At 41.1% G+C, this 23,042-nt stretch carries 24 protein-coding genes and 2 pseudogenes; 10 read left to right on the forward strand and 16 right to left on the reverse strand.

Annotation, left to right across the window (positions count from 1 at the left end):
* Window positions 1-63: 63 nt before the first annotated feature.
* A complete protein-coding gene (aat, locus tag ABXT42_RS05985; protein WP_443627246.1) occupies window positions 64-762 on the reverse strand; it encodes a leucyl/phenylalanyl-tRNA--protein transferase in 699 nt (232 codons plus the stop codon).
* Between the two features lie 215 nt (window positions 763-977).
* Here aat and ABXT42_RS05990 point away from each other — a divergent pair.
* The 6 genes and pseudogenes from ABXT42_RS05990 to serS form a co-directional block, all read left to right on the forward strand.
* Window positions 978-1,508, forward strand: a pseudogene (locus ABXT42_RS05990) (DNA translocase FtsK 4TM domain-containing protein); the annotation flags it as partial.
* A gap of 579 nt (window positions 1,509-2,087) precedes the next feature.
* A pseudogene (locus ABXT42_RS05995) lies at window positions 2,088-3,674 on the forward strand (DNA translocase FtsK); the annotation flags it as partial.
* Window positions 3,675-3,693: 19 nt separating this feature from the next.
* A complete protein-coding gene (gene lolA, locus ABXT42_RS06000) occupies window positions 3,694-4,317 on the forward strand; it encodes an outer membrane lipoprotein chaperone LolA (RefSeq protein ID WP_443627247.1) in 624 nt (207 codons plus the stop codon).
* Window positions 4,318-4,370: 53 nt separating this feature from the next.
* Entirely contained in the window at window positions 4,371-5,657 is a 1,287-nt protein-coding gene (locus tag ABXT42_RS06005) for a replication-associated recombination protein A (RefSeq protein ID WP_443629455.1), read from the forward strand.
* 71 nt (window positions 5,658-5,728) lie between these two features.
* Window positions 5,729-6,085, forward strand: coding sequence for a fluoride efflux transporter FluC (locus ABXT42_RS06010; protein WP_443629456.1), 357 nt, complete (start codon window positions 5,729-5,731; stop codon window positions 6,083-6,085).
* A 49-nt stretch (window positions 6,086-6,134) separates the two neighbouring features.
* Entirely contained in the window at window positions 6,135-7,418 is a 1,284-nt protein-coding gene (gene serS / locus ABXT42_RS06015) for a serine--tRNA ligase (RefSeq protein ID WP_443627248.1), read from the forward strand.
* A gap of 8 nt (window positions 7,419-7,426) precedes the next feature.
* Here serS and ABXT42_RS06020 read toward each other — a convergent pair whose 3' ends face one another.
* From ABXT42_RS06020 to ABXT42_RS06040, 5 genes are read right to left on the reverse strand one after another with little or no spacing between them, the layout of a single operon-like run.
* Entirely contained in the window at window positions 7,427-7,738 is a 312-nt protein-coding gene (locus ABXT42_RS06020; protein WP_443627249.1) for a TusE/DsrC/DsvC family sulfur relay protein, read from the reverse strand.
* Window position 7,739: 1 nt separating this feature from the next.
* Window positions 7,740-8,039, reverse strand: a complete 300-nt coding sequence (locus ABXT42_RS06025) for a DsrH/TusB family sulfur metabolism protein (protein ID WP_443627250.1) — start codon at window positions 8,037-8,039, stop codon at window positions 7,740-7,742.
* Between the two features lie 2 nt (window positions 8,040-8,041).
* Entirely contained in the window at window positions 8,042-8,392 is a 351-nt protein-coding gene (tusC, locus tag ABXT42_RS06030) for a sulfurtransferase complex subunit TusC (protein WP_443627251.1), read from the reverse strand.
* Window positions 8,393-8,395: 3 nt separating this feature from the next.
* Window positions 8,396-8,836, reverse strand: a complete 441-nt coding sequence (tusD, locus tag ABXT42_RS06035; protein ID WP_443627252.1) for a sulfurtransferase complex subunit TusD — start codon at window positions 8,834-8,836, stop codon at window positions 8,396-8,398.
* Window positions 8,837-8,893: 57 nt separating this feature from the next.
* Window positions 8,894-9,562, reverse strand: coding sequence for a Bax inhibitor-1/YccA family protein (locus ABXT42_RS06040; protein ID WP_443627253.1), 669 nt, complete (start codon window positions 9,560-9,562; stop codon window positions 8,894-8,896).
* Window positions 9,563-9,779: 217 nt separating this feature from the next.
* On the opposite strand from ABXT42_RS06040, the gene hspQ reads away from it, so the two are divergent.
* A complete protein-coding gene (gene hspQ, locus ABXT42_RS06045) occupies window positions 9,780-10,115 on the forward strand; it encodes a heat shock protein HspQ (protein ID WP_443627254.1) in 336 nt (111 codons plus the stop codon).
* Window positions 10,116-10,135: 20 nt separating this feature from the next.
* On the opposite strand, the gene ABXT42_RS06050 is transcribed toward hspQ, so the two are convergent.
* Complete coding sequence (locus ABXT42_RS06050) at window positions 10,136-10,477, reverse strand: helix-turn-helix domain-containing protein (protein WP_443627255.1); 342 nt, start codon at window positions 10,475-10,477, stop codon at window positions 10,136-10,138.
* Between the two features lie 209 nt (window positions 10,478-10,686).
* Here ABXT42_RS06050 and ABXT42_RS06055 point away from each other — a divergent pair, with 209 nt between their 5' ends.
* Both ABXT42_RS06055 and ABXT42_RS06060 read left to right on the forward strand, forming a co-directional pair.
* Entirely contained in the window at window positions 10,687-10,953 is a 267-nt protein-coding gene (locus tag ABXT42_RS06055; protein WP_443627256.1) for a hypothetical protein, read from the forward strand.
* Entirely contained in the window at window positions 10,953-11,855 is a 903-nt protein-coding gene (locus ABXT42_RS06060; protein ID WP_443627257.1) for a DMT family transporter, read from the forward strand. The genes ABXT42_RS06055 and ABXT42_RS06060 overlap by 1 nt, the downstream gene beginning before the upstream one ends.
* 3 nt (window positions 11,856-11,858) lie before the next feature.
* On the opposite strand, the gene ABXT42_RS06065 is transcribed toward ABXT42_RS06060, so the two are convergent.
* The 4 genes from ABXT42_RS06065 to ABXT42_RS06080 are packed head-to-tail and all read right to left on the reverse strand — an operon-like array spanning window position 11,859 to window position 15,204.
* Window positions 11,859-12,503, reverse strand: a complete 645-nt coding sequence (locus tag ABXT42_RS06065) for a response regulator (protein WP_443627258.1) — start codon at window positions 12,501-12,503, stop codon at window positions 11,859-11,861.
* Between the two features lie 4 nt (window positions 12,504-12,507).
* The gene (gene pgsA, locus ABXT42_RS06070; protein WP_443627259.1) at window positions 12,508-13,059 is read right to left on the reverse strand and encodes a CDP-diacylglycerol--glycerol-3-phosphate 3-phosphatidyltransferase; all 552 of its coding nucleotides are present in this window, start codon (window positions 13,057-13,059) and stop codon (window positions 12,508-12,510) included.
* Between the two features lie 51 nt (window positions 13,060-13,110).
* Entirely contained in the window at window positions 13,111-14,955 is a 1,845-nt protein-coding gene (uvrC, locus tag ABXT42_RS06075) for an excinuclease ABC subunit UvrC (RefSeq protein WP_443627260.1), read from the reverse strand.
* Window positions 14,956-14,961: 6 nt separating this feature from the next.
* The gene (locus ABXT42_RS06080) at window positions 14,962-15,204 is read right to left on the reverse strand and encodes an excinuclease ABC subunit C (protein WP_443627261.1); all 243 of its coding nucleotides are present in this window, start codon (window positions 15,202-15,204) and stop codon (window positions 14,962-14,964) included.
* 143 nt (window positions 15,205-15,347) lie between these two features.
* Here ABXT42_RS06080 and ABXT42_RS06085 point away from each other — a divergent pair, with 143 nt between their 5' ends.
* On the forward strand, window positions 15,348-15,899 hold the full coding sequence (locus tag ABXT42_RS06085; RefSeq protein WP_443627262.1) for a hypoxanthine-guanine phosphoribosyltransferase: 552 nt from the start codon (window positions 15,348-15,350) through the stop codon (window positions 15,897-15,899).
* A gap of 68 nt (window positions 15,900-15,967) precedes the next feature.
* Here the strand turns inward: ABXT42_RS06085 and ABXT42_RS06090 are convergent, their stop codons facing one another.
* The 5 genes from ABXT42_RS06090 to clpP all read right to left on the reverse strand — a co-directional run bounded on the left by ABXT42_RS06090 (window position 15,968) and on the right by clpP (window position 23,033).
* Window positions 15,968-17,857, reverse strand: a complete 1,890-nt coding sequence (locus ABXT42_RS06090; RefSeq protein WP_443627263.1) for a SurA N-terminal domain-containing protein — start codon at window positions 17,855-17,857, stop codon at window positions 15,968-15,970.
* A 147-nt stretch (window positions 17,858-18,004) separates the two neighbouring features.
* Entirely contained in the window at window positions 18,005-18,277 is a 273-nt protein-coding gene (locus ABXT42_RS06095) for an HU family DNA-binding protein (RefSeq protein WP_443627264.1), read from the reverse strand.
* Between the two features lie 178 nt (window positions 18,278-18,455).
* Window positions 18,456-20,864: an endopeptidase La gene (gene lon / locus ABXT42_RS06100; protein ID WP_443627265.1), complete on the reverse strand. Its 2,409-nt coding sequence runs from the start codon at window positions 20,862-20,864 to the stop codon at window positions 18,456-18,458.
* A gap of 149 nt (window positions 20,865-21,013) precedes the next feature.
* A complete protein-coding gene (gene clpX, locus ABXT42_RS06105; protein WP_443627266.1) occupies window positions 21,014-22,294 on the reverse strand; it encodes an ATP-dependent Clp protease ATP-binding subunit ClpX in 1,281 nt (426 codons plus the stop codon).
* A 118-nt stretch (window positions 22,295-22,412) separates the two neighbouring features.
* Window positions 22,413-23,033, reverse strand: coding sequence for an ATP-dependent Clp endopeptidase proteolytic subunit ClpP (gene clpP / locus ABXT42_RS06110; protein ID WP_443629457.1), 621 nt, complete (start codon window positions 23,031-23,033; stop codon window positions 22,413-22,415).
* Window positions 23,034-23,042: the final 9 nt, after the last annotated feature.

Here is a 23,042-nt window from a genome sequence, read left to right on the forward strand (position 1 = left end):
ATATCTATAGATGATGAGATAAGAAATTACTCTTTAACCAAGTTGAAAGTGCAGTAAACAAGACTATACCATTGGCTCCCACAAGCTATCCAACCCATAGGTTAGATTTTGTTCTAAATAGTTTTGAAAGTCCTCCATTTCGACCTCTTTAGCACCAAGGCTTGCCAAGTGTTGTGTATGCATTTGGCAGTCAATTAACACAAATCCCCATTGTGCTAATCTTTTCCCAAGATGGATGAAGGCTATTTTAGATGCGTTATCTACTTTACTAAACATGGATTCTCCAAAGAACAAGCGTCCAAGAGCAATGCCATACAAACCGCCTACTAATTCGCCTCCAGCCCAAACTTCAACACTATGAGCATATCCACCTTGATATAATTGCGTATATGCGTGCTGCATTTCTGGAGTAATCCAGCTGTCTTGGCTTAATTGATCGCCTCTGGGTGTCGAACCACAAGCACTCACTACACGTTCAAAAGCCTGGTCCATAGTGACAACTAATGGAGTTTTGCGGATTAACTTAAGCATGCTTTTAGACACATGAATTTCATCTGGAGCCACCACCATACGAGGGCTAGGTGCCCACCAAAGAATAGGGTCTTGTTCAGAAAACCAGGGGAAAATACCACATTGATAGGCATGCAATAGCCTTGGCACGGATAGATCACCGCCAATGGCCAGCAGACCTTGGGGGTCGTCAATCGCTTCAGATACGGGTGGAAACCAATATTCATTGGCATCTAGTTGGTATACAGGCATAGGTTTATGATGTAATGAAGTTTTCAGGTCAGTTGGGGCAAGTATATTACTCCCAAACCCTATTGCAAACGGTGCTAGTCACTTTTTTACCGTTAGATGCAATATACTCTAAGTCACGGCCACCTTAGTAGATAATTAAGCTTGGTTGAACTATCAGGATTGCGTATCATAGGTAAAGTTTGCTCAAACCAGACATATTCACAAGGAACACATTAGTGGCCACAAATAATCCACGCGCAACAATAAAACAAAGCAATAATGTCACATCAAATTGGATACAGCGATTGAGCTGGAGTGGCTATCATCTTGCTTTATTGGCTTTTAGTATTTATTTATTAGTCGTTTTGATTACTTTTGATGCCCGCGACCCTACCTCAACTCAAGCCTTTGGTGTAGCTAATATTCATAATGCCGGGGGAACCTTTGGAGCTATTTTAGCAGATTTGTGCTTTTGGGCTTTAGGCGTAGTAGCCTATCTAATCCCTATTTTACTTATACAATATGAGGTGGCTCGTTTTCTTGGTCAGTCTCACCGGGTTAAACAAGATATAGGCAATAGTGTGTGGTTTAAAATGCTCGCCCTTTGTACTTTAATCATTACATCATGTATCTATGCTTCCATCCACATTGCCAGCTCACATCTAACTTACCCACAAAGCAGTGGGGGCCTACTGGGGTTAACATTCGGTTTGCCACTTAACCAAGCCTTGGGCATGATCGGCACCAATATTCTTCTACTGACTGCACTAACCCTTGCGATTAGCCATTTTTGGCAATTACGCTGGGGAATTATCACTGAGACACTAGGTCGTCATAGCATTTATTGGTATCAATATTTGTATCAAAGTTTATTTAGTCACAGCAACACACAAGAGATTAAAGTAAAAACAGTAAAAGAAAGCTACGTGAGCCCAAGCACCAAATCACCAAAGGGCTTGAGTATAACTTCTTCTATAAAAGCAACGTGGCAATCTATTACAACTTATTTGTTCTCTAAAAAAAGTGTAGAAAATACTTCAAAAGAGCCTACATTGAAGTCCCAAGAAACCTTGTCTTCTTTGCTAACAACACAAAGCTCACAAACACCTTCGCCACCTCAAAGTGCAAGTTTTACTAGTCACTTAGATGATTTCAGTGTAGATGACGTTGCCGCTGCACTAGATGGTCAAACAACAAAAAACAAAACTACTAGGACACAAAAAACACAGGCACAGGACGCCTTTACTACACCAGTTGCTGATCCTAAACCTCATATTAGGGCCTCTTCTCCAGCGCTATCTTCTGCAGCCTCAGCCACAACTGTAGTTAGCGAAGTTGCGCAAATCAAAGAAGTGAAGATAGTACCTTTGTCTCAAACACATAAACAAGACACTGGCTCTTCACAAGCTGAGCAAGATGGTAAAGTGACCAAACATAAAAGTTTACCCCCATTAAGCTTACTGGACCCACCAACAGCTAGCCTTAACCCAGTTGTTACTGAAGAAGAGCTCACAGAATTAAGCCAGTTATTAGAAGCTAAGTTACTGGATTTTGGCGTGATTGCAGAGGTAGTTGAGGTAAACCCTGGACCAGTAATTACTCGGATTGAAATACGTCCAGCACCTGGTACTAAGGTCAGTAAGATAAGTAACCTATCTAAAGACCTAGCTCGTTCAATGGCAGTCATGAGCGTGCGTGTTGTAGAAGTGATTGCTGGGAAATCTGTTATAGGTATTGAAATTCCCAACCAGCATCGCGAGATGGTACGTATAAGTGAAGTGATTGGAAGTAAGCCATACTTATCTTCTACTAGCCCATTAACGCTCACTTTAGGTAACGATATAGCTGGCAAACCTGTGGTAGTTGACCTAGCAAAAATGCCTCATCTATTGGTTGCTGGTACAACAGGTTCTGGCAAGTCTGTTGGTGTTAATGCCATGATCATGAGCATATTACTTAAATCAACACCAGACCAAGTGCGTATGTTGTTGGTAGACCCTAAGATGCTGGAATTATCTATTTATGATGGCATTCCACATTTGTTAGCACCTGTAATTACAGACATGAAAGAAGCTGCCGGTGGTCTTCGCTGGTGTGTTGCTGAAATGGAAAGGCGCTACCGATTGATGGCCTCTCAAGGGGTAAGAAACCTTGCAGGATTCAATACAAAAGTTACTACTGGAGATCTTATTTTAGATCCTATCTGGGTACCTGACGAAGCCAATGGCGAAAACATCGATGATCGTCCATATTTGTATCCGTTACCTTATATTGTAGTTGTAGTAGATGAGTTTGCTGACATGATTATGGTAGTCGGTAAAAAGGTAGAGGAACTCATTGCTCGAATAGCTCAAAAGGCTAGGGCAGCTGGTATACACCTTATACTAGCCACCCAACGGCCCTCAGTAGACGTTATTACAGGGCTGATTAAAGCTAACGTGCCCACTCGCATTGCGTTTCAGGTGAGTTCTAAAATTGATTCTAGAACTATTCTAGACCAAGGCGGTGCAGAAAGCCTATTAGGTCATGGTGATATGTTGTATTTGCCACCTGGTAAAAGCATGCCCGAGCGTGTGCATGGAGCGTTTGTAAGTGATGATGAAGTTCATCGCGTAGTAGATGCATGGAAAAAGCAGGGCGCTCCACAATTTATCGACGCCATTGTAGAAGGCAATTACGATCAAGAAGCCGGATTTGGTTTGGCCTCTTCAGAAGGCGCTTTTGAAGAAGATAAAGACCGTTTGTACGATGAAGCTGTAGCATTTATTACAGAAACTAGAAGGGCGTCTATATCCTCTGTGCAGCGAAAATTTAAAATTGGTTATAATCGTGCAGCCCGGATGATAGAAGCGATGGAAGCTGCTGGAGTGATTACTGCACCGGCACATAATGGTAGCCGAGAAGTTTTGGCTCCACCTGCGCCTCGTGATTAAATTATATAAAGGATTCATCATGCGCTTAGCCGTATTTATAATGAGCATCACCCTGTGCAACTTGAGTCTTGCACAGACTGCTGCACAATCTCTAAGCAAGCAACTTGGTAATCAAACCAATATCGAAGCTGACTTTGTGCAATATGTATTGGATGCTAGTGGTAGCCGATTGCAAGAAACTCACGGACACATGATCTTAGCTCAACCCAATCGATTTTGGTGGCAAACACAAGATCCTTTTGCACAACTAATCGTGAGCAACGGAAAACGCCTTTGGGTCTATGATAAAGACTTAGAACAGGTCACTGTGCAAGCTTTAGATCAACGCACAACGAATACTCCCGCGTTACTACTTAGTGGTGATGGAGTAAATATAGGCGAAAAATTCACAGTGATGATGAAACGTACAGATAATGATTTAGTACTTTATAGCCTTACACCGAAAGACCCAGAGAGCTTATATCAAAAACTTAGATTAAATTTCAAAAACAACCAATTATTAGAAATGCAGCTAGAAGACTCAATGTACCAAAAAACCAGTTTAATATTTAATAATGTGGTGCTTAACCCTAAAGTAACAGACGATTTATTTGAGTTTGTGGCGCCAATAGGAGTCGATGTGTTGGAGATGGATCAACTTTGAAAAATGACTTGTTCGCACAAGAAACTTCTGGTTACCAGCCATTAGCTAGCCGCATGAGGCCGCAAACTTTGGCTCAATATGCTGGCCAGTCTCACCTATTAGGTGAAGGTAAAAGCCTAGATAAAGCATTAACTCAAGGCTTGCTTCATAGCATGATTTTGTGGGGTCCACCTGGTGTAGGTAAAACCACACTAGCTAGATTGATGAGCCAAGCTAGTGATGCACATTTTATGACCTTATCAGCTGTGATGTCTGGCGTTAAGGACATTAGATCCGCAGTTTTTGAAGCGCAGCAAGTACGTGCTCAATCTGGTCGAGACAGCGTCTTATTTGTCGATGAAGTACATCGATTTAATAAGTCTCAACAAGATGCATTTTTACCATTTATTGAAGATGGTACCTTTATTTTTGTAGGTGCCACTACAGAAAATCCAGCGTTTGAGCTTAATAACGCTTTAATGTCACGCTCTAGAGTGTATATCCTAAAGTCTTTATCAGAAGGTGAATTAGGTGGGTTGCTAGAGCAAGCGGTTACTGACTGTGATCGAGGTTTAGGCAAGCTCAACATTGATATTCAATCTCCACAGCGCAAGCTTTTACTGCAGGCAGCCAATGGTGATGCAAGGCGATTATTAAATTTATTAGAAATAGCTACGGACATTGCAGAAATACAAGATGACAGGTTAATTATAAACAATAGCGTTCTAGAGCAGGTACTACAGACTAGCCCAAAACGCTTTGATAAAGGTGGAGACATCTTTTACGATCAGATTTCAGCGTTTCATAAATCTGTGCGTGGTTCTGATCCAAGTGGGGCATTATATTGGCTGGCTCGAATGTTAGATGCAGGATGCGATCCGTTATATATTGCCAGACGTCTGCTAGCCATTGCTTCTGAAGACATTGGTAATGCCGATCCAAGGGCCTTGCAGGTTGCTGTAAATGCTTGGCAGGTATTTGAACGAATAGGGCCAGCTGAAGGTAACCGCGCCATTGCACATGCCGCTGTTTACTGTGCTTGTGCAGCTAAGAGCAACGCAGTTGATCTCGCCTTTAAAGCTGCTATGCAACTTGCAAGGGAACAGCCAGATTATGATGTACCTAATCACCTGCGTAATGCTCCAACCAATTTAGCTCAATCCATGGGTCATGGAGCAGACTATCGATATGCTCACTCAGAGCCAATGGCGTTTGCAGCTGGGGAAAGTTACATGCCACAAGAGCTAGCTGAACATGTTCTTTACTATCCAAGTGATCGAGGTATTGAAGGCAAAATATCTGAAAAGTTAGAGAAACTAGCTCAGCTGAACCAAAATAGTGATCAACAGCGTTATAAATAGCCACTTATGTAAGCTATAATAGCGCCATATAAATCGTAGGGGAGAATCTAATCGTCGGTCAGTTAGTTGCTATCGCCTGTGGAGGTGCTTTTGGCGCCATAGGCCGCTTTGGACTTCAGCACTGGTTATCAGGTATCTACAGTGGACGTTTCCCGTTGGCGATACTGCTGACCAACTCTGTCGGCTCATTACTGATAGGTTTAGCTTATGTGCTTATCGAAGAGAAGGGCATATTGCCTCCTGCCTCACGGCCATTTTTAATCATTGGCTTGTTAGGTGCGTTCACTACTTTTTCTACCTTTTCATTAGATTCCATTCGCCTTATAGAGCAAGGCGAATGGCTCATGGCGCTAGGTAACATTTTCGCAAATGTCTGTATCAGTTTAATAGGTGTGACTGTTGGCTTGTATTTTGGCCGTTTGCTATAAAAATATAATTTACCCTATACTCACTATCGTTTTACCGTAGGAATACTCCATGTTAGACCAAAAATTGGTTCGCAATACGCCGCAAGAAGTGGCTAAACAGCTGTTAAAGAAAGGCTTTGAGCTTGATGTAGACAAGTTAAATAACATGGAGGAGTCTCGTAAAAAGTTACAGATTGATACTGAAAACTTACAAAGCGAGCGTAATTCAAAATCTAAAGAAATAGGTAAACTTAAAGCTCAGGGTCAAGACACCACAGAGATTATGGCCCAAGTGAGCTCATTTGGAACCCAACTTGATGCTAAAAAAATACAGCTAAAACATGTGCAAGATGACTTAAGCGCTATGCTTATGACTATACCCAATATTCCTCATGAAAGTGTACCTTTAGGTACTACTGAAGATGATAATCAAGAGGTATTGGTTTGGGGCGATAAGCCTCAGTTTGATTTTCCAATAAAGGATCACGTTGATTTAGCTGAAGCACTTGAAGGTTTGGATTTTGGCGCAGCTATTAAGATTACTGGTGCACGTTTTATGGTGCTTAAGGGACAATTGGCACGGATGCACCGAGCCCTTATTCAATATATGTTAAATACTCATATTCATGATCATGGCTATGAAGAAGTTTATGTACCTTACTTAGTCAATGCCGAATCATTACGTGGAACTGGTCAATTACCTAAGTTTGAAGAAGATTTATTTAAAGTGCCAGGCGAGCGAGATTTGTATCTTATTCCTACCGCTGAGGTTCCCGTAACTAACCTTGTGCGTGATGAAATAGTAGATGCAAGCAAGTTACCTTTGCGCTTTACATGCCACACTCCCTGCTTTCGAAGCGAAGCGGGCAGCCACGGTAGAGACACAAGAGGCTTAGTGCGCCAGCATCAGTTTGAAAAAGTTGAAATGGTACAAATGGTTGAACCTGCTCACTCAACAGCAGCTCTAGAAGAGCTTACAGGCCATGCTGAATCTATATTGGTTGGTTTGGGTTTAGCCTACCGCAAAGTGATTCTGTGTGGTGGTGATTTAGGATTTTCGGCAACTAAAACGTACGACCTTGAAGTTTGGTTACCTGGCCAAGACAAATATCGCGAAATTTCTTCGTGCTCTAACATGGGTGATTTCCAAGCACGACGGATGCAAGCAAGGTGGCGTAACCCAGAAACAGGAAAGCCCGAATTGTTGCATACCCTGAATGGTTCGGGTTTGGCAGTAGGGCGCACATTACTTGCGATCTTAGAAAACTACCAACAGGTAGACGGCAGTATCATAGTGCCAGAGGTACTTGTACCTTACATGGGCGGTATTAAAGTACTCTCAGCAAAAGCCTAGTAAAGGCTTTAAAGGCAGTTTGTGGGCCTAGGTAGGCCTGCAATTTTGGCAGCCAGTTTTGCTGGGCTACCTGGAAATAAGGTTAACAAATGAATACTGTTACCCTTGTTCTCACTTATATTTTTCTTAACAATTTTCACCAATATACGCATGGCTGGGGATACACCTGTGTCAGCATAAAATACCCGAAGCGCATTAATCACCTCCCAATGCTCAGTTTCCAAGGTCACATCGACACTTGATGCCAACCATTTAGCGACTTCTGGGTTCCAGTCATTTAAATTCTTTAAATAGCCATCTTTATCTGTTTGTAAGTGCATATTACCAACTTATAGAAGACGAATAGCTTGAAGTTAAACGCACCATATCAGCCATATTAATTAGTGTGACTTCGCTAAAGTTATTTTGTGGTATTCCACGCTCAATGGCATGTTTAGCCATCACGTACACGCGCCTATCTTCCTTTATTATTGAGGCATTCAAAGCTTTAAACCTTTGGCTAAGTAGGACATATACACCATCATCTATAAATATGTAGGCATCATTTTGACTACCTCGCTCTACTAAGATGCTTAACGCGTCTTGTCCCATGTGTTTAGCGATAATATGAAGTATAGCCATAATTAAAACACCATGTGCTGATCATACTGACTGCAAAGTTCTGAAACCTTCGCACGAGAAATCACATTTACAGGCTGGCTTAAGTCTTCTTTTGTTAAACCAAACTGATCCAATGACTCTTGTTCTATCCACAGCTCGTTAATATCATACATCTCTAAGGCACTAATAATTTTACCAATATGCTTGTGGGTAGCAGGGCACTTGCTAGCAGGAAGAAGCTGCAACACACCTTCATTAAGAAACAAAATAGCAGGTTGTTGTTCAAAAGCAGCTAAAACTAAAGCAACATCTAAGGATTCCTTAGCGCTTCGAGACCCATATGGTGCGCAGCTAAGAATCATTAAGCATGACATAGATTACCCTCCAAAGCTCACTAAGCGATCCGATTCAACACTAGCTGACGCAAGCTGCCCAAGGCCCATTAATGTAAACTGGGGAGCCAGATTAACGGCACTAAGCTCGTAACGGCGACACTCTTGTTGGTCAACAATACCAGACTGCAAGGCTACAGCAATGCACACACCAAGCTCTAAATCATAATCTAAGCTTAACTGCTGCCAAAGCGCAGTTAGATCGAGCTCATCTTGTGGCATTACTCTTAGACTTGAAGACAGATGCACGCCTTGTTGGTAAAAAAAGACTCTAAGCACCTGATGTCCTTGCACCAAAAGCTCCTTAGTAAATTCAAAGGCTGACAGTGACTGTCCTTGTTGATGAGGACCGCAGCGTACTATAACCGTATAGGTTAACGACGGATGTGGACTATGTAAGGCAGGGGGCTTAATCAAATCAGACATATACAAAAACCCCGCCAAAAGGCGGGGCTCCGTTAATTAGTGACGTATTTATTGAAATCAATCGTCGCCACTTAGAGCACCTGTAAGGTGCAACAACATCAAAAATAAGTTGTAGATGTTAAGATACAAGCTCACAGTCATCATGACGTAATTAGTTTCGCCACCATTTACCATGCGGCTAGTATCATACAAAATAAAGCCTGAAAATACTAATACGCCCACAGCACTTATAGCGAGAGATAACGCAGGAATTGCAAAGAAGATATTTGCCAATGATGCAACAATCACAACGATCAAACCCATCATCAAAAAACCACTCATAAAGCTGAAGTCTTTTCGGGTTGAAACAGCGTACGCTGACAAACCTAAGAAGGTTATGCCTGTCATAGCCAAAGCTGTAGTGACAATGTCACCGCCGTTTGCCATCCCTAAATAGAAGTTAACGATAGGGCCTGCTGTGTAACCTAAAAATCCAGTAAAAAAGAATACCAGTGGAATAGACCAAACTGAATTTTTAAATTTGTGAAGGGCAAATAATGTACCAAATAAAACGACTATTTGCACAATGAAATTGACCGGGGCAGCGTTGCTAGAAATAGCCATCATTGCGGTCACTGCACTGAATATAAGCGTCATAGAGAGTAGGGCATAGGTATTGCGTAATACCTTGTTTGTAGCTAACGCAGATTCTCTTGAATCGCTTGAAAATTGAATTTGGTCTTGCATCGATATGCTCCTGATTTAAACAATAATCATTATTGTAGTCTAACTAGCTGAAGAAGCTAGGATATTTCTTAAAAAAAATGTAAAAAAGAGTCAATAATACAACTTATCATTACAAACAAAACCCTAATAGATCACCAAATAAGTTAAACCTACTTGGTAGAGTCTAATGAAAAAGCGTATAATTAAATTTGTTCACTTGAAATGAGTAAGTAGTTTAATGCAGACTTCCCACGCGCAGTTTAATATAGGCCAAGTAGTAGCGCACAAACACTTTGGTTTTCGCGGCGTGATATTTGATATTGATTTTGAGTACTCACTCGATGAAAAATGGTATCAAGAAGCCTGTAAAACCATGGCAAGCTTGGGCCAGCCTCCTATCGATAAAAAACAACCTTTCTACCATATATTAACAGATGGAAGCGATCACGAATCGTATGTATCTGAGCAAAACCTTTGTGCGACTCAAGACTTTGCGCCCATACGCCATGCTGGTTTAGAAGTATTATTTACCTTAAAAAATGGTCAATATATACACCGCTATAGCGTTAATTAATCTTTAAAAAGCCAGCCACTTTATAGGTTAAAATTAAGTCGCTTTACAAGCTCACGAATCAATTCTTGCTGTTCATTAGAAAGCAATGCCAGATTGAGTAATAGTTTAGCATCGTCATCATTTGCATAGAAGTATGGTATCGGTACCCGTAATACACCCGCCAAACTGCATAACATTTTATAATCTGGCACATGCTTGCCACGTTCATACTGGTTCATGCGAGCACTAGCTGAGGCTTCATCAATACCCGCTGCTATACCTAAACCGCGCTGCGAAAACTTACGTTGCATTCGTGCTTGTTTGAGTCGCTCCGACACCGGGCAAGGGATGTGCGAAGCAATGCTTGAACTGATTTTAGCCAAAATAATTTCTTTAATAGTAACGAGAATAAGTGGGTTTAGTATACCGATAGCTCTATTTATTAGCTATATTTAACTTCGCATAATGTATATTATGTTAAATTATATCATTCGAGTTGCCTTTTGTAATGCCAAGTAAATAAATACTAGTTATTCCGACACCACAACCCTATACTGTACGCACATACAGTAGCTCAAATTATGGACAACCAATGACAATTCGCACAGTACATCAAGTCGTCAGTAAAGCAGGCACAATTATCGGAGAATTCATGGACATTAAATTAGCAAAGGATTTAGACAACCGCACGGATGTCCTTTACTTCATTGCTGACTTGGTTGAAAATGCCGGGATTGACGAAGCTACTGCAGAAAAAGTGGCAGAAATCATGCTAGAGGACAACACCCGAAAGCAGTTACTTGGCTACCTTAAAACAGTTAAAGACCTGCCTTTAGCTGACAAAGAGAAGATTGATTAATGTCATTGAACCGAGAGCAACTAATTAATTGGGTATTATTGTTTTCTTTGGTAGCTTTATGGGGAACGTCCTTTTTAGCGATCAAGATAAGCTTGCGAACATTTACACCTGATCAAGTAGTCGTACTTAGACTGTCTATTGGCGCCCTGGTATTGATAATCTTCATGTTAGCTCGAGGTAAGCGCCTTCCTTCTAAGCCCATTGCTTGGGCTCACTTCATGCTTCTAGGACTTGTAGGCAGTGTCCTACCCTATTGGCTTATCGCAAAGGGTCAAGTTTATGTCACTTCAGGGATGGCTGGATTATTAATGGCGATAATGCCACTAATGACATTGATTTTGGCACATTTTTTCATTGCAGATGAAAATCTAAATCGAAATAAGTTATTGGGCTTTGTCTTTGGTATTGGAGGCGTCATACTGATCTTGGGGCCTACCATACTAGGATCCCAAAACAGTTTAATTGGCTGCTTACTAATATTAACAGCAGCCATTCTTTATGCCACCAACAGCATTATAGCCAGACGCCTTCCTACTTATAGTTCAGCCGTAGTGAGCACTGGAGTGACGATTTGTGCAGCAGTCATAAGCCTAGGTATCTGGCCTTCGGCATTTTATATTGATTGGAAATTTGTCTCCACATCAGCTGTATTCACCATTGTATGGCTGGGTGTTTTCCCTACAGGCGTAGCCGCCATCATTTTATTTGCACTCATTCAACGTGCTGGCCCGACATTCTTATCTAATATCAATTACCTCATACCAGTGGTTGCCTACTTTATAGGTGCACTAGTGTTGGGAGAATTAATATTGTGGCACGACATGGTAGCTTTACTTGCCATTTTATTTGGTATTGTAGTCAGCCGCAGACCAGTGAATGAAAAAGTAGTAGCCAAAGGTTAACAATTAACTTGGGATAATTCCCTGAAGCATAGCAAACTGAACAAGATTAGCAGTCGTTTTTAGCTTAAGCTTTTTCATTACATTGGAGCGGTGACTGTGAATGGTTTTGTGGTTTAGGTTCATTTTTTCACCTATTTCCATAGCTGTACGCCCTTCCGCAAACATTGAAAAAACCTGGAATTCTCTTGCGCTTAACAACTCAATTGCAGACTCTTGAGCCCCAGGCGTTTTACTCATTTCACGAGCAACTTGAGTCGTAATAAATTCACCACCATTAAATACACGCCTAATGGCAACGATAAGCTCCTGGGGTGCGCAACGCTTGCTTAAATAACCCTTGGCGCCCGCAGCTAAAACACGTGTAGGAAAAGGCTCTGTTTCATGCATGGTTAAGGCGATCACTTTACGCTTAGATTCACGCTTACATAAACGAATAATAGCTTCTAAGCCTCCGATACCAGGCATATTGATATCCATGATAATTATATCTGGCTCATATTCTGGTACCAATATAAAGGCTTCTTCACCACTGCAAGCCTCAGCCACGACCTTAATATCTTTAGTTGTTTCAATAAGCCGCCTAAAACCAAATCGGACAATTTCATGGTCATCAACTAACATTACGGTAATTGGAATAGGTTTTGCCATGCTACTAGGCCCCCTTTTTAAGCTGAGACCATGCGGCTGATAAATACAACATCATAGACCATATCGTTAATGCCGCAGCAGCATACAACATCACTAACCCAACGGTAGCAATCGCAGTCCCTGGGGGCGTTGCTAGGAGAAACACAATAGACCCCATTTGCATTGTTGTTTTAACTTTACCAATATAAGACACTGCTATATTGGCTCTTTTACCTGTTTCAGCCATCCATTCACGCAAAGCAGAAATGACTATCTCTCTACTGATTATGATAATGGCGGGGACAGTTAACCACAGCTCTGAGTAGGCTTCTACCAATACCACTAAAGCCACAGCTACAGTTATTTTATCTGCAACTGGATCTAAGAATGCACCAAAGGGAGTAGCTTGATTAAGCTTTCTAGCCAAATAACCATCCAGCCAATCTGTCGCAGCAACAAGAGCAAATAGCCCTGCAGCCCATACAAAACGACTTTCAGAGGGCCAATAATAGGCCACTAAAATAAAAGGGATCAATGCCAAACGAAACAAGGTTACCAAATTAGGAATGTTTAACATAATCAACCGCTTAGTATATTTAAAAGTAAATGTGTATCATGACATTTTAGCCTATCCATCTTCACCGCGTAAAGAACGATAGATGGTATCTGCCATATCAAGACTAATTCCTTTAACTTTTGCTAATTCATCAATACTGGCTTTAGTTAAATCCTGCATACCACCAAAATGGCTTAACAAGGATTGCCGTCGTTTGGGACCAACACCATCTATTTGTTGAAGGTTGGATCGTGTCCGCTTCTTATTTCGACGCGCACGATGGCCTGTAATAGCAAATCGATGACTCTCATCTCTAATGTGCTGCAACAAATGCAATGCAGAAGAGTCGTCGGGTAAGGCAATTTCCTCTCCAGTCCAGCCATTAAACAAACGCTCAAATCCAGCTTTTCGAGTGTCCCCTTTTGCAACACCTAACACATAGAGATCTTGTAGTTGTAGCTCAGATAACACTTGAATAGCCTGCGTTATTTGCCCTTTACCACCATCAACAATAAGCAAATCTGGCATAATGCCTTGATTCTCTTTCAATCGTGTATAGCGTCTGGTGATAGCTTGTGACATAGCGGCGTAGTCGTCACCTGGTGTGATGCCTTCAATATTAAAGGTTCTATAATCAGACTTTTTAGGACCACCTTGATCAAAAACAACGCAAGAGGCCACTGTGGCCTCACCGCTAGAGTGGCTGATATCAAAACACTCTAAGCGTTCAGGCATTTGAGGTAAATCTAACGCTTCTTGTAAAGCTAAAAAGCGAGACACTTGCGTTTGTTTATTAGCCACATAGCTTAGTAAAGCTTGATCTGCATTAGTTTGAGCTAACCTTAGCCACTGAGCCCGAGGCCCCCTTACATTGCTTATGATCTTAAACCCATGCTCTGTCCGCCCAGCTATAGTTAGCGCTATTACTTGCTGTTCCTCTTGAGCGTCACTGACAAGCACTTCATCTGGAACATCACGATACTGACCTGAAAGATAATATTGTCCTAAAAAAGCCGTGAGTATTGCAGGCTTTGTTTCTTCTAAACCCATTTTAGGATAGAAATTCTTACTACCAATCACTCGCCCTGAGCGCACCATAAGTTGATGAATGCATAATCCAGATTGCGAGCTAGCCACTGCAAATATGTCTAAGTTGCCACGTTTAGAAACCACATGCTGCTGCTCTTGCACCTGTCGTAAAAAGCCTAGTTGATTTCTAAGTGCTGCTGCAGACTCAAATTTAAGATTTTGTGCTGCAACATTCATTTGATCGCTGACTTCATCTAATAAAAGTTGGTTTTTACCTTCTAGATATAAGGTGGCGTGGCGCAGGTCCGCTGCATAATCTTCTTTACTTATTTCACCTGTACAAGGCCCACTGCATCGACCGATTTGGAACTGAAGGCAAGGGCGCTGACGATTGGCAAAAAATGCATCTTCACATTGGCGAATACGAAAAATACGCTGCATCAAGTTGAGGCTTTCTCTTACAGCGCCAGCACTTGTATAAGGCCCAAAATAACGCCCTTTGCGGTTTTTACCACCGCGAACATATTGCATTGCTGGATAATCGTGTTGATCGGAGATATAAACGTAGGGGTAAGATTTGTCATCTCTAAGGGATATGTTATAGGGCGGCTTCAAACGTTTGATTAGCGTATTTTCTAATAACAACGCTTCACTTTCGCTGTGAGTCAGAGTTACTTCAATCGAGACTATTTTAGAGACCATCACCTGGGTCTTGGTATTGTGGCTCTTACCCCTAAAGTAACTTGTTACTCTATTTTTAAGATTTACAGCCTTGCCTACGTAAACCACCTCACCTTCACTATCGAACATACGATAGACACCTGGACGGTTTGGTAGCTGTTTTAAATATTCATCAATATCAAATACTGGAGTATCTTCTGTTTGCATAGCGAACTAGCCAACTTGCCTTAAACGTTTATTTTCATTCATGTGAAAATGCGTTGCTTGTTTATAAATCTCATTAATTTGCTCATTACTTGCAGGCGTTATACCTGCGCCATGAGATAAAGAAACTTCTAGATAAACCCCAATTTCAGCATAATAGTACAAACGAGCATTAAATGACTGAGCTCTGCGCATCTTATTAAAAGCAATCTGAGCACCATTTACAATGATGTGATTAATATCTGTATTCATAACATGTGCGAACTGCGTGGGCTTAATGATGATCTATTCTACCCTATCTTCTGCCACTGTGACCTCCCATCTTTTAGTCTAAAATCAATTTTTTAAAAAACTGTTATTTGAGTTATAATATATAAATTTTGCAAGGTACTAATATGACCATTACATACGCGCAAGCCGTATCTGTTCACGCACAAGCCGACTTATTAGTCAGCGGAGAAGAAATCGCCGCTGGTATTGAAACAATGGCAGCAGAAATCACGACAACCTTGTCAAAAGAAATGCCGTTAGTACTTTGCGTACTTAATGGCGGCATGATCCCTATGGCACAACTGTTACTAAAACTACAGTTTCCTTTAGAAACAGATTATTTACATGCCACCCGTTACGGCAAAAAAACGGTTGGAACTAACTTGTCATGGTTAGCTCGCCCCAGCACAGACATCAGTGGTCGTACGGTACTTGTAGTAGATGACATTTATGACGAAGGACACACTTTAGCTGCTATTTGTGAATACTTAAAAGAAGCTGGCGCCAAGAAAGTATATGCTGCAGCCCTACTCAACAAAGTTCATGATCGTAAAGTTGAATATGTACCAGACTTTATAGGTTTAGACGTAGAAGACCGCTTTGTTTATGGTTTTGGAATGGACTACCAAGGTTACTTTCGCAATGTTGAAGGCATTTACGCTGTAAAAGATATGTAAAAAAGATTTAAAATCTAAAAAGGCAGCCTAGGCTGCCTTTTTTGTAATTAACTTAATCAGTTAATGCATTAAAACGTTTCAATAATTGCTTTAGCGCTCAAAGAGTTTTCAAGTAAGCTGACGTCACTTTGACCTTGCAAGCGAGTCAGGGCATCAACCAAAGCTGAACGTTGCTGTGGAGTTTGCTCTTCTGGCTTTGCATCTGTAACACTTTGCAACTGTATAATAGTCACGTCACCATTGTAATTTTGCACAGTGCCATAGCTTGCTTCAGAGACTGGACTAGGTAGTCGAAATGCAGATTGCACAATTAAACGATTCACAACAGTAGCACTTCGAGATATATCATCAAACTGCTCTAGATTGAGCATTTCAGATGATGATACTGAGGCCATGCCTGTACCACTTTTCAATTTATCAACATAAGCATTAGCTTTCTTATCCAACATTTCAGAAGCTTTTTGTGAAACTATTTGCTGAGTAATAGTATCTATTACATCGGCAATGGGTTGCTGAGAAGCTTCATTATATTGCTTAAGCCGAATGACGATTAATTTATCTGATGCCAACTCCAGAACACTTGAGTTATTACCCTGTAACAGAACTTCATCACTAAATGCAGCCGTCACTACCCTATCGTAACTCGCAACATCTTCACCACCTTCGCGCCCAAAAAAATCACTCTCTTGCACAGTAAGGCCTAATATTTGAGCAACTTCAAATAGATCTGGTGATGAGAAGGCAATGTCAGCCATTTCTTCACTCGCACCAACAAATAAACTTTCGGCACCTAATTGCTTAAGAGATAGGCTAAGCGCTTCCTTTTGATCTTCAAAAGTTGGCAAATCTGCAGTGTCTTGAGCATGGGCATATAAAATTTGCACACCAAATTCTGTTGCTACAGGAGCGCTATAAGAGCCTGGCTGGAGATCAAATAACACCTCATCAAATAGATCTCCAAACTCACCCTTTGCCAGTAGGCCAATATAACCACCATCTAAGGCAGTGCTTTGATCCTGTGAATACTGCTTAGCTACATCAACAAAGGCTTCACCTTTTTTCAATTGATCGTAGGCAACCTGAGCCAAGCCCATTGCTTGATCTTGCGTTTGCTCGTCATTAACTAAGAATAATACATGTGAGGCTTCAGCCTCAGTATTAGACTGCTCTAGAGTCAATTGTTGAGCATCAAGGTAAGCTTTTTGAAGGTCTTCATCTGTAATATTAACCTGATCATAGAAGTCGCTTTTATTTAGTGTCACATAACTAAGGTTTAAACTTTCAGGCTGCATGAAACGTTGCTTATTGATCGCATAATAACTATCGATTTCTTCTTGATTCACAGAAACAGCCTGCATCTGTGCAGATAATGGTAAAGTAATTGTCGCTATATTCCGAGTTTGTCCATCTAGGCGTGCAGCTTCATCAGCATTACTACCTAAAGTAAACGCAGTACCTGCAAAGGCCAGCCTTGTTTGATCTATAATATTTCCACGTTTAAGCTGTTGGCGGTATGTCGTTGGAGTTAATCCAAAATTTCTCAATAATGATTCAAAGAGGTTTCGGTCAAACACACCTTCCACCTGAAAGTCTTTTGACTGCACGATCATTTGGTCAATCGCAGCGTCTGATAACACTAAGTTGTTGCTTTGGGTATATTGCAACAATATCCGCTGATCAATGAGCTGTTGCAGCGCTGAGGTCTGAATAGCTTGCTGATCAAGGGTAACCGGGTCAAGGTCAGGGTTATTGGATAAAATTTGACGACGTTGTAGCTCTGAGGTTTGGAGTAGCTCTTGCAAGCTAATTTCTTCTCCATTCACTTGTGCTGGCGCACTATTATCAGAGGAAATGCTAAAGAGAGATTCAGCTCCCCAAATTACAAAGGTAAAGGCAATCAGACTTACCAATATTTTGGACACTATACCTTTTGAATTATCACGGATATTTTGTAACATTATGTTTGGCTTCTGCAGCTTTGCTGGCTATATATTAGGTTATTAGGGTTCTACAAACAAAAAACGCATTCAAAGGAATGCGTTTTTCTAAACTACGGGTAATAGGTAATAACAATAAACTAATAACCCATAGAGTACAGACTTAGTCTAGTTGACTGCGTCTTTAAGCGCTTTACCTGCTTTAAAACTAGGAACGTTGGCAGCAGCAATCTGAATTGCAGCGCCAGTTTGTGGGTTACGTCCTGTACGAGCTGCACGAGCTTTAACAGAAAAAGTTCCAAAGCCTACCAATGAAACGGATTCACCATCTTTAAGAGCGCCAGTAACGGCTCCAATAACCGCATCTAATGCTCTGCCTGCTGCTGCTTTTGAAAGATCAGCATCAGCTGTAATGGCTTCAATCAGTTCAGATTTATTCACGTTAATCCCCTTTGTGTATATTAAAAATAGTCGATCTACTCAAGCAGATCTTTTTTGTTATATTGTACTTTATTCAGCTCAAACCACCGAAGTACAATTTATACCAACTTGTTCAAAGCCTTGTCAATAGAGGGCCTTGAAAATAATCAATTCAACAGCCTAAAGTGCGATAATAAAATCAGTGTGTACTAATACTATCAGTAAGTGCGGCATCTTTGCTGTTATCAGCCAAAATATCACTCTCTTCTAATACAATAGGTGTTGGGCTGAATTGTAATGCTAAGTCTAGCACTTCGTCTATCCATTTCACTGGTTTTATAGATAAATCTGCCTTTATATTTTCAGGAATCTCTTTTAAATCCCTTTCATTCTCTTCAGGAATGATAATTGTTTTAATACCACCTCTATGGGCAGCTAACAGTTTTTCCTTTAACCCACCGATAGGCAGCACTTGTCCCCGTAAAGTAATTTCACCCGTCATAGCTACATCAGCACGCACTGGAATCCCCGTTAAAACTGAAACTAATGCGGTACACATCCCTACTCCCGCACTTGGTCCGTCTTTAGGTGTTGCACCTTCTGGGACGTGAATATGAATGTCACACTTCTCATGGAAATCTGTTTTTATACCCAAGCCAGACGCCCTGCCACGAACCACTGTTAAAGCCGCCTGAATAGACTCTTGCATTACATCACCGAGAGATCCTGTTTTTACCAAACGCCCCTTACCAGGCACCACAGCAGACTCTATGGTAAGAATATCACCACCAACTGAAGTCCATGCTAAGCCATTCACATGTCCAATGCGATCGTCTGCATCTGCCTGACCAAAGCTGCATTTGCGCACACCAGAGTAAACTTCTAAATTACTAGCATCAACTTGCTGAACTGGGCTATCGTTTGCAGTTTTAAAGCCTGCCAGCAAATGTTCTTTTACCACCTTGCGGCAGATCTTTGCAATCTCGCGCTCTAAACTACGCACACCTGCTTCACGAGTGTAATAACGTATTAAATCAACGATGGCATCGTCTGTAAGTACCAGTTCTGTAGGCGACAATCCATTAGCAGCAAGCTGCTTGGTCAATAGGTAACGCTTAGCAATACTTAGCTTTTCATCTTCTGTATAACCTGGAATACGAATCACTTCCATTCGATCTAATAATGGGCCTGGGATGTTCATTGAGTTAGCAGTACATACAAACATGACATTAGATAAATCGTAATCAACTTCTAAATAATGATCATTAAAAGTGTTATTTTGTTCGGGATCTAGCACCTCAAGCAAAGCTGATGATGGGTCGCCTCGGCTATCCATACCCATTTTATCAATTTCATCCAATAAAAATAATGGGTTTGACACCCCTGCCTTGGACATTTTTTGAACTAACTTACCAGGCAATGAGCCAATGTAAGTGCGACGATGCCCACGAATTTCAGCTTCATCTCTTACCCCACCTAATGCCATACGAACATACTGACGTCCTGTGGCACGAGCAATAGACTTACCTAAAGAGGTTTTACCCACCCCTGGAGGCCCTACTAAACACAAGATAGAGCCTTTCATCTTTTTAACACGTTGCTGCACGGCTAAATATTCTAGAATGCGCTCCTTTACTTCGGATAACCCGTAATGATCTGCCTCAAGCACTAACGAAGCTTTAGCCAAATCATGCCTGAGACGGCTTTTTTTCTTCCACGGGATAGTAACCATCCAATCAATATAGCTACGCACCACTGTGGCTTCAGCAGACATTGGAGGCATCATCTTAAGCTTACCTAGCTCAGATTGCGTTTTCTCCTTAGCTTCATCCGGCATTCCGGCTGCATTAATTTTACTTTGTAGTTCATCTAAATCGTTTGGAGCGGCATCATCAATATCTCCAAGTTCTTTATTGATTGCTTTTATTTGCTCATTTAAATAATATTCACGCTGGCTCTTTTCCATCTGTTTCTTAACTCGGCCACGAATACGTTTCTCTACTTTAACAAGATCAATCTCACCTTCCATTTGCCCCATTAGATGTTCAAGACGTTGTGTAAGGTCTCCCATTTCCAATAAAGCTTGTTTCTCTTCTAATTTCAAGTTCATTTGAGAAGCAATGGTGTCAGCTAGTTGGCTGGGATCTTCGATATTTGTAATGGAGGACATGACGTCATTGGATATTTTTTTACTCAACTTCACATACTGCTCAAATTGAGACATTAATGTGTGGGTTAAGGCCTTACGTTCACCTTCTGGAGGTTGGGCGTCATCAATGGTGTTAACTTGGGCAGTAAAGAAGCCTGCAGTGCTGACAACTTCCTCTATCACTACTCGCTGCTCTCCTTCTACTAATACTTTAACCGTGCCATCTGGAAGCTTAAGAAGCTGTAAAATGCGTGCAGAAGTCCCTATTTCAAACAAATCTGAAATTTGCGGATCATCAACTGCAGCACTTTTTTGGGCCACAACAACAATGGCCTTATCAGTTGCCATGGCATGCTCTAACGCATCAATAGAATTTTGACGTCCTACAAAAAGAGGAATCACCATATGTGGATAAACCACAACATCGCGTAACGGAATAAGAGGAAGAGTTTGAGTCATAAAAATCCTTTAGGCTAACATCGCGGTGTCTAGCGAATTCAAGTAAGTCTTATTAAATGCGGACAGGCAGTAAGAATACAAGCCTTTAAGCAAAATGAAACCAAAAAAACCACCCTAAGGTGGTTTTTTTAACTACGAAGCCCTAATTGCTAGTCTGATGCAGTTTTTTGCAGATCCACTTTGTCCAAAACTATTAACGGATCACTCTCACCATTAATATTTTGTGCATTCACGACAACTTTAACTGCATTGGTCTGATCAGGAAGATCAAACATGGTAGGCAAAAGTACAGACTCAAGAATAGAACGCAAACCACGCGCGCCAGTCTTACGCTCCATAGCTTTTTGCGCTACAGCTTTAAGAGCATCTTCACGGAATTCAATTTCAACATCTTCCATTTCAAAAAGCTTATGATACTGCCTTGTTAAGGAATTCTTAGGTACAGTTAAAATTTGAATTAAAGCCTCTTGATCTAGCTCTTCAAGCGTTGCAATCATTGGCAAACGTCCAACAAATTCAGGTATCAAGCCAAACTTAACAAGATCCTCCGCTTCAACTGAATGCAACAATTGCCCTACATTTTTGCTCTCATCTTTGCTCTTAACTGTGGCTGAGAAACCAATGCTACTCTTCTCTGTGCGATCCCGAATTACTTGATCTAAGCCTGAAAAAGCGCCACCACAAATGAATAGTATATTGCTTGTGTCTACTTGCAAAAACTCTTGCTGAGGATGTTTGCGACCACCTTGTGGTGGTACAGAGGCTACAGTGCCTTCAATAAGCTTTAGCAAAGCTTGTTGGACACCCTCTCCTGAAACGTCTCGAGTGATGGAAGGGTTGTCTGATTTACGAGAAATTTTATCAATTTCATCAATATAAACAATGCCACGCTGAGCTTTATCAACATCGTAGTCGCATTTTTGCAATAGCTTTTGGATAATATTTTCTACATCTTCACCCACATAACCTGCTTCGGTCAGCGTGGTTGCATCTGCAATAGTGAAAGGTACATTCAACAATCGAGCTAAGGTTTCAGCCAATAATGTTTTACCACTACCTGTAGGACCAATGAGTAATATATTACTTTTGCCTAGCTCTACATCGTCTTTACCACCGACATAATTCAACCGTTTGTAGTGGTTATAAACAGCAACAGACAACACCATTTTGGCTCTAGGTTGGCCAATAACATACTCTTCTAAAGCTGCCCGTATCTCTTTAGGAGTAGGCAAACTCTCATCTGCATCAGGTTGATCTTGATCAAGAATTTCTTCTCGAATAATGTCATTACACAGATCAACACACTCATCGCATATAAAAACTGACGGCCCAGCAATTAGCTTGCGCACATCGTTTTGGCTTTTACCACAAAAGGAACAGTAAAGTATCTTACCTGTACCTTCTCCAGATTCGTCTTTATCTTCGCTCATACAATTACCAATATTTGTAGTCCACTATAATCTTGGACTAACGTTAAATCTTTTCTATACAATCATCGACAAAATTTAAGCAAACAATAACTATAAATCAGTCTTTTATTAGCACTTTCTAAACTGGGCGCTTATCAAGCACAGTATCTATCAAACCATAATCTACAGCTTGAGCACCTTCCATAAAGTTATCACGCTCAGTATCTGCTGCAATCGTTTCTAAACTTTGTCCTGTATGTGTGGACATAATGCGATTCAACTTATCACGGATATTGAGAATTTCTTTAGTATGAATTTCAATATCCGTAGCTTGCCCCTGATAACCACCTAATGGTTGGTGAATCATCATTCGAGAGTTAGGCAGGCAATATCGCTTACCTTCGGCTCCGCCGGTTAAAAGTAGAGCACCCATGCTGGCTGCTTGGCCAATACACATTGTACTTACGTCAGGCTTAATAAACTGCATGGTGTCATAAATAGACATGCCTGCGGTCACAGAACCACCCGGAGAGTTTATGTAAAGATGAATGTCTTTATCTGGGTTCTCTGCTTCTAAAAACAAAAGCTGGGCAACGACCAAATTGGCCATATGATCTTCTACTTGACCCACTAAAAAAATCACCCGTTCTTTAAGTAGACGTGAATAAATATCGTAAGAGCGTTCACCACGAGAAGTTTGTTCAACTACCATAGGCACTAAGGCGCTTAACTCTTTGTTTAACTGAGGGCTTAGCCCCATTTGTGGAGG

It is taken from the genome of Candidatus Njordibacter sp. Uisw_002, from assembly GCF_047730155.1.
GTDB lineage: Bacteria > Pseudomonadota > Gammaproteobacteria > Pseudomonadales > Balneatricaceae > Njordibacter.

Bases quoted from the DNA above. Each gene is read 5' to 3' on its own strand.
- ABXT42_RS06065 (WP_443627258.1), bottom strand. From the start codon at position 12,503: ATGGCAAAACCTATTCCAATTACCGTAATGTTAGTTGATGACCATGAA.
- serS (WP_443627248.1), top strand. From the start codon at position 6,135: ATGTTAGACCAAAAATTGGTTCGCAATACGCCGCAAGAAGTGGCTAAA.
- ABXT42_RS06005 (WP_443629455.1), top strand. From the start codon at position 4,371: ATGAGGCCGCAAACTTTGGCTCAATATGCTGGCCAGTCTCACCTATTA.
- clpP (WP_443629457.1), bottom strand. From the start codon at position 23,033: ATGGGGCTAAGCCCTCAGTTAAACAAAGAGTTAAGCGCCTTAGTGCCT.
- ABXT42_RS06060 (WP_443627257.1), top strand. From the start codon at position 10,953: ATGTCATTGAACCGAGAGCAACTAATTAATTGGGTATTATTGTTTTCT.
- pgsA (WP_443627259.1), bottom strand. From the start codon at position 13,059: ATGTTAAACATTCCTAATTTGGTAACCTTGTTTCGTTTGGCATTGATC.
- tusD (WP_443627252.1), bottom strand. From the start codon at position 8,836: ATGTCTGATTTGATTAAGCCCCCTGCCTTACATAGTCCACATCCGTCG.
- ABXT42_RS06080 (WP_443627261.1), bottom strand. From the start codon at position 15,204: ATGAATACAGATATTAATCACATCATTGTAAATGGTGCTCAGATTGCT.
- lolA (WP_443627247.1), top strand. From the start codon at position 3,694: ATGCGCTTAGCCGTATTTATAATGAGCATCACCCTGTGCAACTTGAGT.
- clpX (WP_443627266.1), bottom strand. From the start codon at position 22,294: ATGAGCGAAGATAAAGACGAATCTGGAGAAGGTACAGGTAAGATACTT.
- tusC (WP_443627251.1), bottom strand. From the start codon at position 8,392: ATGTCATGCTTAATGATTCTTAGCTGCGCACCATATGGGTCTCGAAGC.
- ABXT42_RS06040 (WP_443627253.1), bottom strand. From the start codon at position 9,562: ATGCAAGACCAAATTCAATTTTCAAGCGATTCAAGAGAATCTGCGTTA.
- ABXT42_RS06025 (WP_443627250.1), bottom strand. From the start codon at position 8,039: ATGGCTATACTTCATATTATCGCTAAACACATGGGACAAGACGCGTTA.
- ABXT42_RS06055 (WP_443627256.1), top strand. From the start codon at position 10,687: ATGACAATTCGCACAGTACATCAAGTCGTCAGTAAAGCAGGCACAATT.
- ABXT42_RS06020 (WP_443627249.1), bottom strand. From the start codon at position 7,738: ATGCACTTACAAACAGATAAAGATGGCTATTTAAAGAATTTAAATGAC.
- ABXT42_RS06090 (WP_443627263.1), bottom strand. From the start codon at position 17,857: ATGTTACAAAATATCCGTGATAATTCAAAAGGTATAGTGTCCAAAATA.
- uvrC (WP_443627260.1), bottom strand. From the start codon at position 14,955: ATGCAAACAGAAGATACTCCAGTATTTGATATTGATGAATATTTAAAA.
- ABXT42_RS06085 (WP_443627262.1), top strand. From the start codon at position 15,348: ATGACCATTACATACGCGCAAGCCGTATCTGTTCACGCACAAGCCGAC.
- aat (WP_443627246.1), bottom strand. From the start codon at position 762: ATGCCTGTATACCAACTAGATGCCAATGAATATTGGTTTCCACCCGTA.
- lon (WP_443627265.1), bottom strand. From the start codon at position 20,864: ATGACTCAAACTCTTCCTCTTATTCCGTTACGCGATGTTGTGGTTTAT.
- hspQ (WP_443627254.1), top strand. From the start codon at position 9,780: ATGCAGACTTCCCACGCGCAGTTTAATATAGGCCAAGTAGTAGCGCAC.